At 37.8% G+C, this 8,976-nt stretch carries 6 protein-coding genes; 5 read left to right on the top strand and 1 reads right to left on the bottom strand.

Features of this window, described 5'->3' with window-relative positions; all coding sequences use genetic code 11:
- A partial coding sequence (locus KGY70_12845; protein MBS3776073.1) for an HNH endonuclease occupies positions 1 to 648 on the top strand: 648 nt, incomplete at its 5' end.
- A 447-nt stretch (positions 649 to 1,095) separates the two neighbouring features.
- On the opposite strand, the gene KGY70_12840 is transcribed toward KGY70_12845, so the two are convergent.
- A complete protein-coding gene (locus tag KGY70_12840; GenBank protein ID MBS3776072.1) occupies positions 1,096 to 4,368 on the bottom strand; it encodes a hypothetical protein in 3,273 nt (1,090 codons plus the stop codon).
- 585 nt (positions 4,369 to 4,953) lie between these two features.
- On the opposite strand from KGY70_12840, the gene KGY70_12835 reads away from it, so the two are divergent.
- From KGY70_12835 to KGY70_12820, 4 genes are all read left to right on the top strand, one after another.
- The gene (locus KGY70_12835) at positions 4,954 to 5,277 is read left to right on the top strand and encodes a type II toxin-antitoxin system RelE/ParE family toxin (protein ID MBS3776071.1); all 324 of its coding nucleotides are present in this window, start codon (positions 4,954 to 4,956) and stop codon (positions 5,275 to 5,277) included.
- The gene (locus KGY70_12830) at positions 5,267 to 6,379 is read left to right on the top strand and encodes a HigA family addiction module antidote protein (GenBank protein ID MBS3776070.1); all 1,113 of its coding nucleotides are present in this window, start codon (positions 5,267 to 5,269) and stop codon (positions 6,377 to 6,379) included. Before KGY70_12835 ends, KGY70_12830 begins: the two co-directional genes overlap by 11 nt.
- Positions 6,380 to 6,577: 198 nt before the next feature.
- Complete coding sequence (locus KGY70_12825; GenBank protein ID MBS3776069.1) at positions 6,578 to 7,453, top strand: LytTR family transcriptional regulator DNA-binding domain-containing protein; 876 nt, start codon at positions 6,578 to 6,580, stop codon at positions 7,451 to 7,453.
- A 174-nt stretch (positions 7,454 to 7,627) separates the two neighbouring features.
- Positions 7,628 to 8,976: carboxypeptidase-like regulatory domain-containing protein (locus KGY70_12820; GenBank protein ID MBS3776068.1), on the top strand; the 1,349-nt coding region annotated here is incomplete at its 3' end.

Raw genomic sequence — 8,976 nt, 5'->3', positions numbered from 1 at the left:
ATTAATGGTTATGACACGGTGGTGTTGACGGTGGATGGCAAGCAATATGTCCGATACATTCACAAACTTGTTGCTGAAGAACTGCTCCACAACGATGATCCTGAAAACAAAACGGAAGTGATCCATATAGACGGAAACAAAAGGAACAATGCTGTATCGAATCTGAAGTGGGTTAAAAAAGGGGAAGGAGCCAGCCGGTATTTTCAAACGAGCGATACCAGAAGAAACAAGTTTGACAATACACAAGATCTCCCCGGAACGGTTCTGGAAAACGAATCCATTCAACAAAAAACAGAAAATACAAAATCCCGTGAATCTTTATCGGACAGAGAACTGGCCGGTAAAATCAACCGGTTGTCCAAAGAAATTGAAACCACCAAAAGCCGGTACAACCAAAAAATAATGAAGCTGGACATGGAGTTTCAGAAGCAGACCCGACAGCTAAAAGAACATTATAAACAGGATCCTGCAAAAGCGGAAAAAGAAGAAAAGGAGCTAACCAAAAAGCATCAGGCCAACAAGGAACAATTACAATCGCTTATGCAAAAACGGATCAAAGCACTGGAGGCTCAAAAATCCAAAATGTATGCTGACTATTACTATAAATACAACTGGATAGAATTTGACAGGCTTCAAGATGCAGCATAAAGGATAAAAGGACTAACAAATTGACAATCTACTTATTGAAAGGGGAGGAGTATGTCTGATAGTCAATTGAAAACCAAATTATTTAGAATGTTTAAAAATAATATTGCCGAAATGAAGCCAAAAAAGTAACCAAGTATGAAATATAAAGGCTATTAATTTCAAAATAGCCTTTGGTAAATAAGAATCTTTGAAACAAAAGTTCAATTTAGAAATTTAGGTTACAATTAATTATCAACAAAAATTTACCGATGAGTTATACTGAAAAAAACACCTACAACAAAGAAATCTTTAACACAGGTTGAAAATAGGCTCTTTACTATCTAAGCTTTCCAAACTACTGGGGGTACATTCCCGATTTTTTCCGAAATTTTGAATGTATAATAAATTGAGTCAGGAAATATTTGGATTTTTCAAAAAACATCGATTTGTACGATATCAAAAACAAAACTAAGCTCCGGCTACAGGTAAATAGAAATAAAATGTGGTACCCTGATTTTCCCCGGTTTCAATGAATAATTCCCGATCATGTTTTTCCAAAAACTCTTTGCAGATGATCAGACCCAAACCTGAGCCTTTCTCTCCATCAGTGCCCTTTCGACTTATATTGCCATCAACGCGGAAAAGGTTCTCCCTTACCTCATCAGGTATACCCATCCCCGTATCGGACACAGCTATGCGTACATGGTCTTCTCCTTCCATGATTGTTTCTATAGTAACTTCTCCATTTTCAGGAGTGAACTTCACCGCGTTGGATAGCAGGTTCCTGATAACTGCGTAAAGCATATTAAAATCACCATATACCTGAAGATCGGGTATCGTCTTACGAACTACTTCAATGTTCTTCTCGTTAATACGGCTCTTTATCAGCTTAAGAGATTCTTCAAGAATATTCTGAAAATTAACAGCCCGGGGATGAAACTCAAATTGTCCCTGTTGGTTCTTAGCCCATGTTAATAAATTCTCCAGCAAATTATAAAGTTGCCGGCTGGCAAAATGAAGATGGTCAATATACTCATATTTCCTTTCATCATTAAGTTTATCAAACCTCTGTTTAAAAAAGGAGGAAAAACCAAGAAGACTGTTTACAGGATTTTTCAGATCATGGGCCACAATGGAGAAAAACCGGTCTTTGGTGGTATTCGATTTTCTTAACTCCTCATTGGCTTCTTTTAACTGATCCCGCTGGGACTTTAGTTCTTTATCCTGCTCCTCTATCTGGTTTTGTCGCTCTTCAAGGGCTGCATTAATTTCATTTAATTCCGCTGCCTGCTTCTGCAACTGCTCATTTTTCTGGCGGATTTCACTGGTTCTGGCTTCTACCTGTCGCGCTAATTTTTCGTTTAAACGTTTGATCTGACGAACCCGGTAATAGTAAATCCCTGTCAACAACAGAATAAAAAAGGCAACAATGAGAATCTTAAACCAAAGCGTCAACCAGAAAGGAGGGGTAATATCAATTGTAAGGGTTGTAGGATGAGAAGCCCATATCCCGTCGCTGTTGGTGGCTAAAACTTTAAATGTGTAAGTGCCGGGATCAAGATTTGTATAGGTAGCTACCCGATTATGGGCATCAGCCTTAATCCATGTTTCATCAAATCCCTCCAGCTTATACTTGTAGCGAACCTTTTCGGGGGAGGTATAATCCAGGGCTGCAAAGCCAAGGGTAAACATCCGGTGTTGGTAATTCATAAATACCGTATCAGTCTCCGATATAGCTTCACTCATAATCTCTGTCCCATCCAATGTATCACCGGGCTTAACCTGACGATTGAAAATCTTAAGACTGGTAAAATGAACAGAGGGCACTAAAGAATCTATCGTGATCTCCTGGGGGGAAAAGTAAGTCATCCCTTCTGTAGTGCCAAGATACATCCTACCTTGCTCCGAGAGATAGCTCGCCCCTATCTGAAATTGATTTCCTGATATCCCTTCTGGCTCATAAAAATTGATAAATTCTTCTTTTTCTGTTAAATATTTTGACAATCCCTTAAATGTAGTTATCCAGTAATTGTTCTCCTTATCCACGGCTACAGATCGAATAACATTATGAGCCAGGCCGTGCTTTTTTTTAAGCCATTTAACCGAATCATTCTCCCGCTCGTAAATACACAGTCCCTTATTCGTTGCGAGAAGAAGTTTTCCATTCCGGTCGGAAGTAATATAATAAACAGTGTTTGACTCCAAACCACTAATACCGGATTTATAATGTATGCTTTCAGTTGCGGGATCTAACCGGGTCAGGCCTTCCACTGAACCAAGCCATACAATATTATCTGAATCAATGTAGATTGAAAATAACCAGCTACTATTTATTTTCTTTTGTGTATCTGTAACAAATTGACCATAATGCTCTATAAAAGTTCCCTGCTTTGGATCAAACACATTTACCCCTCCACCGTATGTAACAGTCCAGATATTCCCACTTTCATCTTCGGCCATATCTCTGACATCATTTCTTTGGCTGGCCCCGCTTACATTTTCAGAATGCTTATACCCGGTCATTGTTCCGGTTTTAGGTTTATACCTGAACAAACCATCCAGATAGGTGCCCAAATAAATGTTGCCATTGCTGTGTTTTAGAAAATCTAAGATAACATTGGTAGATCGGGGATCTTGACTATAACGCATCGTTTGAACTTCGTCTTTTGATTCATCAAAAACATTGATGCCACCCCCGTCAGTACCAATCCAAACCTTTCCCTGATGGTCCCTGATAATATCATTGACATATTTATTATTCAAAGTCACAGGGTAAGATTTTGCAGACAAGTTATAAAACGGTTTATTGGTATTGAAATCACTAAAACTAACACCATCCAGATAATGGCCAAGCCAAATATTTTGCTGGCGGTCTTCATAAATGCACCACAATTTATTATTGACTAACGAATTGGGGTTGTTATCAATATGATGATAATTTCGGAAAGTTTGTTTCTCTCTTTGAAACAAATCAAGACCCGATTCAGAAATTACCCATAGATGACCTTGAGAATCGACCAACAGGGAGCGCACCAGGTCGCTGCTCAAAGAACCTGCTGAGGAAGAGCTTTTATACCTTGTAAAACTGTTTTTAACCGGATCGTAATTGCAAATACCCGATCCATAAGTGGCAATCCAAATGGTTTGATCATAGTCTATCTCCAGATCATATACATTATTTGAAGGAATCGTATTCGGGTTGCCAGGATCATGAGAAAAATGTTCACTCGTGTGATTTTCTATATCCAATTTATAAATCCCGTTGGTAGTTGCCAGCCATAAATATCCCTCATCGTCTTCAGTAATATCATATATTACCTGAATATCATCGGCATACCATGAATTGACCTCAGAAGAGACAACCGTATCCTTACGGGGTTTATATCTCAATAAACCGTGGGAATGGGTACCAATCCATAAATTATGTTCTGTATCTTCATACATCTTACTCACATATACCTCATCATCCGGAACTGTGAACATGAGTTCAAATTCTTCATTGTGCCTGTTAAATCGTTCAAGGGTTCTATTTGTGCCTATCCATAATAGGTTCTGATGATCTTCGTAAATACTGCGAATATAACCCGAATGTAATGATCCGGGATCATCCGGCTTAGGTTGATAATTCCTGAATTCATAACCGTCAAAGCGGCTTAAACCGTTATCTGTGGCTAGCCAGATAAAACCCTGATGATCCTGGTATATATCAGTAACCGTGACCCCAACCAATCCATCATCCAAACTGTAATTCCGGAACTTTGCATTCCTCGGTAATAAGCTGCTTTCGTTTGAATTGGCAGAGCCAGGAAAGGGAAAAACCATGAAAAAACAAAATAAAAACAATAATAGTGATGCCTTGGTATCCATTATAGATGACTTTAAAAAAAATCCATAAACAACAAAAAATGGCTATTCCTGCAACATCTCATTTTATTCTTTGATACGGTATGTCTTAATAAAAGTTATATTCCGCATAACACCTAAAAAAACCGTATTAATTCTACAGTATCTTACCGGGATAAAAGGATCGATCACTTCGAGAAGATATTTTAACAGCGCAAGAGATATTTTAAAAAACTGATGAAATAGATTTTTTAGAAACGGTAAAGACTGATTAAAACCAATGTTATTACAGTACATTACCGGGCAAGTTTTGCCAAAAAAAGCAAGAATTTGACCGGTAATGTACTAAAAAAAATGTTGATCATTCTCCATCAAAGATATTTTGCCGTCAATGAAATAATAAGTATTTTGGATTTCAAAATTCGATTTTGATTTATTGTGTTCACAGATTTGTGAACACAATAAAAATGTTTTAATTTTGTAATGAAAATAAAATATAAGAAGCAATACCTGGCTGATTTATATTGTGGGAAAAAAGTAAGAGATAAAAGATTTAGATCTGACCCAAAATTGGTGAGCCAATACCAAAAAACCGTCAGCAAACTGATTAAGGCAACCAGAATTGAACAGCTTTATCAGTTTAAAAGTTTGAACTATGAAAAGCTTTCAGGCAAACTGAAAGGAAAAAGTTCAGTTAGGATTAACAAACAATATCGTCTTATTTTTACTGAAATACCGGCAAATGAGCCACCTTATGAGATAGAAATTATAGAACTCGAAGAAATCAGCAAACATTATGAAAACTAGCAACACCATTAATGAATTAACTCCTGAACAAGCATTTCATCCGGGAGAAGATCTTAAAGATGAACTGGAAGCCCGTAATATTTCACAGGCAGAACTTGCCGGGAAATTAGGCATGAAACGAAGCCAGATAAATGAAATTATCAAAGGGAAAAGAAATATTACAGCCGATGTAGCTATACTTCTTGAAAAAGTTCTGGGTATTGATGCAGATTACTGGATTAATGCTCAAAAGCAATATGAACTGGATAAAGCAAAAGTGAATAAAAAGCTACAGAAAAGGGAAAATGCTATCGAAGAATGGGATAAATATAAGGATAAAATTGCAGTAAAATTTTTACGAAAACAAAAATATTTAACAGGGGATCCTTTGGAAGACATCCAATCTGTAAAAAACATATATAATATTTATAAATTAAATGAATTAGATGATATTTATTCACAACCAAGGTTTTCCCGTTTCAGAAAATCAGAAAAATTAAATGTTAATCCTGTGAATTTAATTGGTTGGGTGAAGCTTGTAGAATACAGAGCAAAAAAGGAAAAGGTCGATACCTTTAACAAAGAAAAAAGAAAAAAACTGATCAAAAAACTGATTGATATTATTAATGAGAATTGGAATACCCAACAAAGGATTAAAGAAACCTTATTATCCTTTGGAATTGTAATGATATACCAGGAGAAAGGGGAGAAAACCCCTGTTGATGGCATCAGTTTTTGGAGAAGACAAAATCCGGCAATAGGTATGACCTTGCGCCACAAACGCATAGATAATTTTACTTTTACGCTTTTTCATGAGTTGGGACACATTTTTAAACATCTGTTGACAGATAGAAAAGCAGAATTTATCGATCTTAAAGAAGATTTAATATCTCAAACCAGAAAGAAAGATGAGGAGAACGAGGCAAATAAATTTGCACAGGAAAGTCTGATTCCTCAAGACAAATGGAATCAATTTTTTTATCATACCAGTAATTTTACTGATGTAAAAATTAAAAACTTTGCCAGGAAAGTAAATATTCATCCTGCAATAGTTCATGGAAGGTTATGTTTTGAAACCAATAATTATAAACGAAGGACACAAATTGATTACTCCATAAAATAGGTCTTTGTATAATAAATCAATAGATGGATATAATTGATGAAATAATATTGCAGTTAACCCGCATCATGAAATCTAAGCTGAAAGTATAAAAACTGAATGAGAGAAGTATATAGGAAAATATTTTGAATTTATTTAAATATTGATTTTTTCGGTTATACAATTACTTTTTAAGCATCCTTATAATACAACCAGTAAGCAATGAACAAACTTTTCCATACCTGGCTCACAAATGAATTTCCACAAAATTATATCCTCAGGAAGCCTCTGACCGGAAGCTTGATCATTGCCCTGTTCTTTTTCATTTTTGTCGTTCTCTACAAACCCTTAAGCACCCACGAATCTATGGGCCTAAGCTATACAGCGACCATGGCCATATACTGCCTGATCGCTGCTGCGGCTGTTTTTGGCTTTGTCAATCTCATCAAACACACAGGGATTTTCTCTGACAAAAGCAAATGGACCTTCTTAAAAGAAGTTACCTCAATTTTATTGATCCTTCTGGGCCTTGGACTGGTTATCTACCTGGCAGCTTTTCTGCTAGAACCACCGGCTGAAAGGTGGAACCTGGCCACCTTTCTCGATTCATTGACTCATGCCTTTCTGATAGGGATCATCCCGTTTACTTTTTTTACAGCCCTCGCCTATCATCATTGGCTCAACCAGCATACTTACACATACCGGACCAGCCCGGAAGGGGATGCCGAAGCTTTCCCGGAAGAAGAAATGATCCATATACAATCCAGGCTGAAAAAGGAAAAGCTGAGCTTTTACCCCTCCCAATTTCTGTATGCCGAATCAGACAGCAATTATGTGAATTTTTATCTCACTTTGGAGGAACAAGTCAAAAAAAAGGTGATACGCAATTCGATCGGTGACATTGAAGAACAATTGGCCAATATACCCTATATTTTCAGAACCCACCGGGCGTTTCTGGTCAACCTGAAAAAGATCCGCCAGAAGAAGGGCAATGCCTCCGGATATCGTTTAAAACTTGAAAATACAGAAGCATCCATATCCGTCGCCCGACAAAAGGTTAAAGCTTTTAATGACCAAATTGACCGGTACCATTCCTGAGAGATCCTTACCATTCATACCAAAATATTTCCATTCGTAACAAACGGCATCCTTCGGGACAGAAAAATTTGTCACTGGTAACAAAACCTTACCATGTATCCCGGAAAATTGCTTTATAACGGGATGTTCACATTCTTTGCATCGAAAGAAATGTGAAACTTAAAATCAAAAAACATGAATGGAATTTCAAAAAAAACAACGATGCTGCTTGGTGGCAGCCTGCTGAGCATCCTTGCATATGGCCAGCAAACAAAACACATGGAAGGGATAATAAAAAGCCAGTCAACCGGAGAGGGCATACCTTATGCCACTGTAGTTCTTTATCAGGCACAGGATTCGACCCTGATTACGGGCACAACAACTGATTTTGACGGTGAATGGAAACTGAAAACAGGAGAGAAAGGAAATTATTATCTTAAAATCAGCCATACGAGCTATAAGCCTGTAGAAGTAGATGTAAAGCCCTGCGGCAAGGCACTGTATCAAGCCGGAACCCTTCTCCTGGAAGAAAAATCGGTGAGGCTGGAAAAACTCATTGTATATGGGGAGCGCATCAGGGCAAAAGATGAAAAAGGAAAGACCACCTTTTTCATGAACAAAAAAATACAGGCAGCTTCCTATTCCGGTCTGGATGCCATTAAGCACATTCCGGGGGTACAGGTAGATATGATGCACCATGTTTCCCTGGCCGGCAGCCAGAAGATTGTTGTGTTGGTTGATAATAAGGAAAGAGATATCAGCTATCTGAATCAACTTAGTGCAGAGCAGATCGATAAGATTGAAGTGATGCAGGTGCCAGATGCAGGTTACGATGCGGATGTCGATGGGGTGATCAACGTGATATTGAAAGAGAAAAAAACGGGTTTTAACGGACAGATCTACGGGGAAATCCCAAATTCAAAGTCGGAAGTTTACCTCTTTCCAAATTACAGCATAAACTATGGCACAAAAAAGTTCAATTTTTACACCTCTTACAACGGTGAGCTGAGTAATTTCAATATCATCCAAAACGATGTACGCCTGATGAACAAGCCATCACAGAACACAAGCGTCACTTCTGTAAGGAATGTCAGGCAAAATAACTGGTCGCACCGCTTCCATGCAGGAATAGATTATCATTTAAATGAAAAGAATCAGCTTAACTTTTATGGATATTTCAATCCCTATTCAAACGAACATGACGGTGATGTCATGCTGAAGGCCAACGGCACAGCCATGGATAATGAATACTGGAGTGCCCATAAAGCAGATACAGACCTCAATTACCTGACCTTTTCTTCTCTCTATTATAAACATTTGTTCAACAAAAGCAACGAACTCACACTGGATGTCAGCTATTACAATCTGAATGCCAGAAATACTACCCGTTACAGCATAGACAGCTCTACAATGTCTTTTTCTGAAAACATTGACAATACCTTACGCCCGGTTCAACATACGGGAATCGTGAAAATCGACTATACTTCCCGGCCAAATGAACGGTGGAATTTTGCTGCAGGAGCAAAAGGAAGGCTCAGGTTCTT

This window comes from Bacteroidales bacterium (genome assembly GCA_018334875.1).
Classification (GTDB): Bacteria; Bacteroidota; Bacteroidia; order Bacteroidales; family UBA12077; genus JAGXLC01.
Note: the sequence above shows the minus strand (reverse complement) of the source record. Positions and strands in the feature narration are given on the sequence as shown.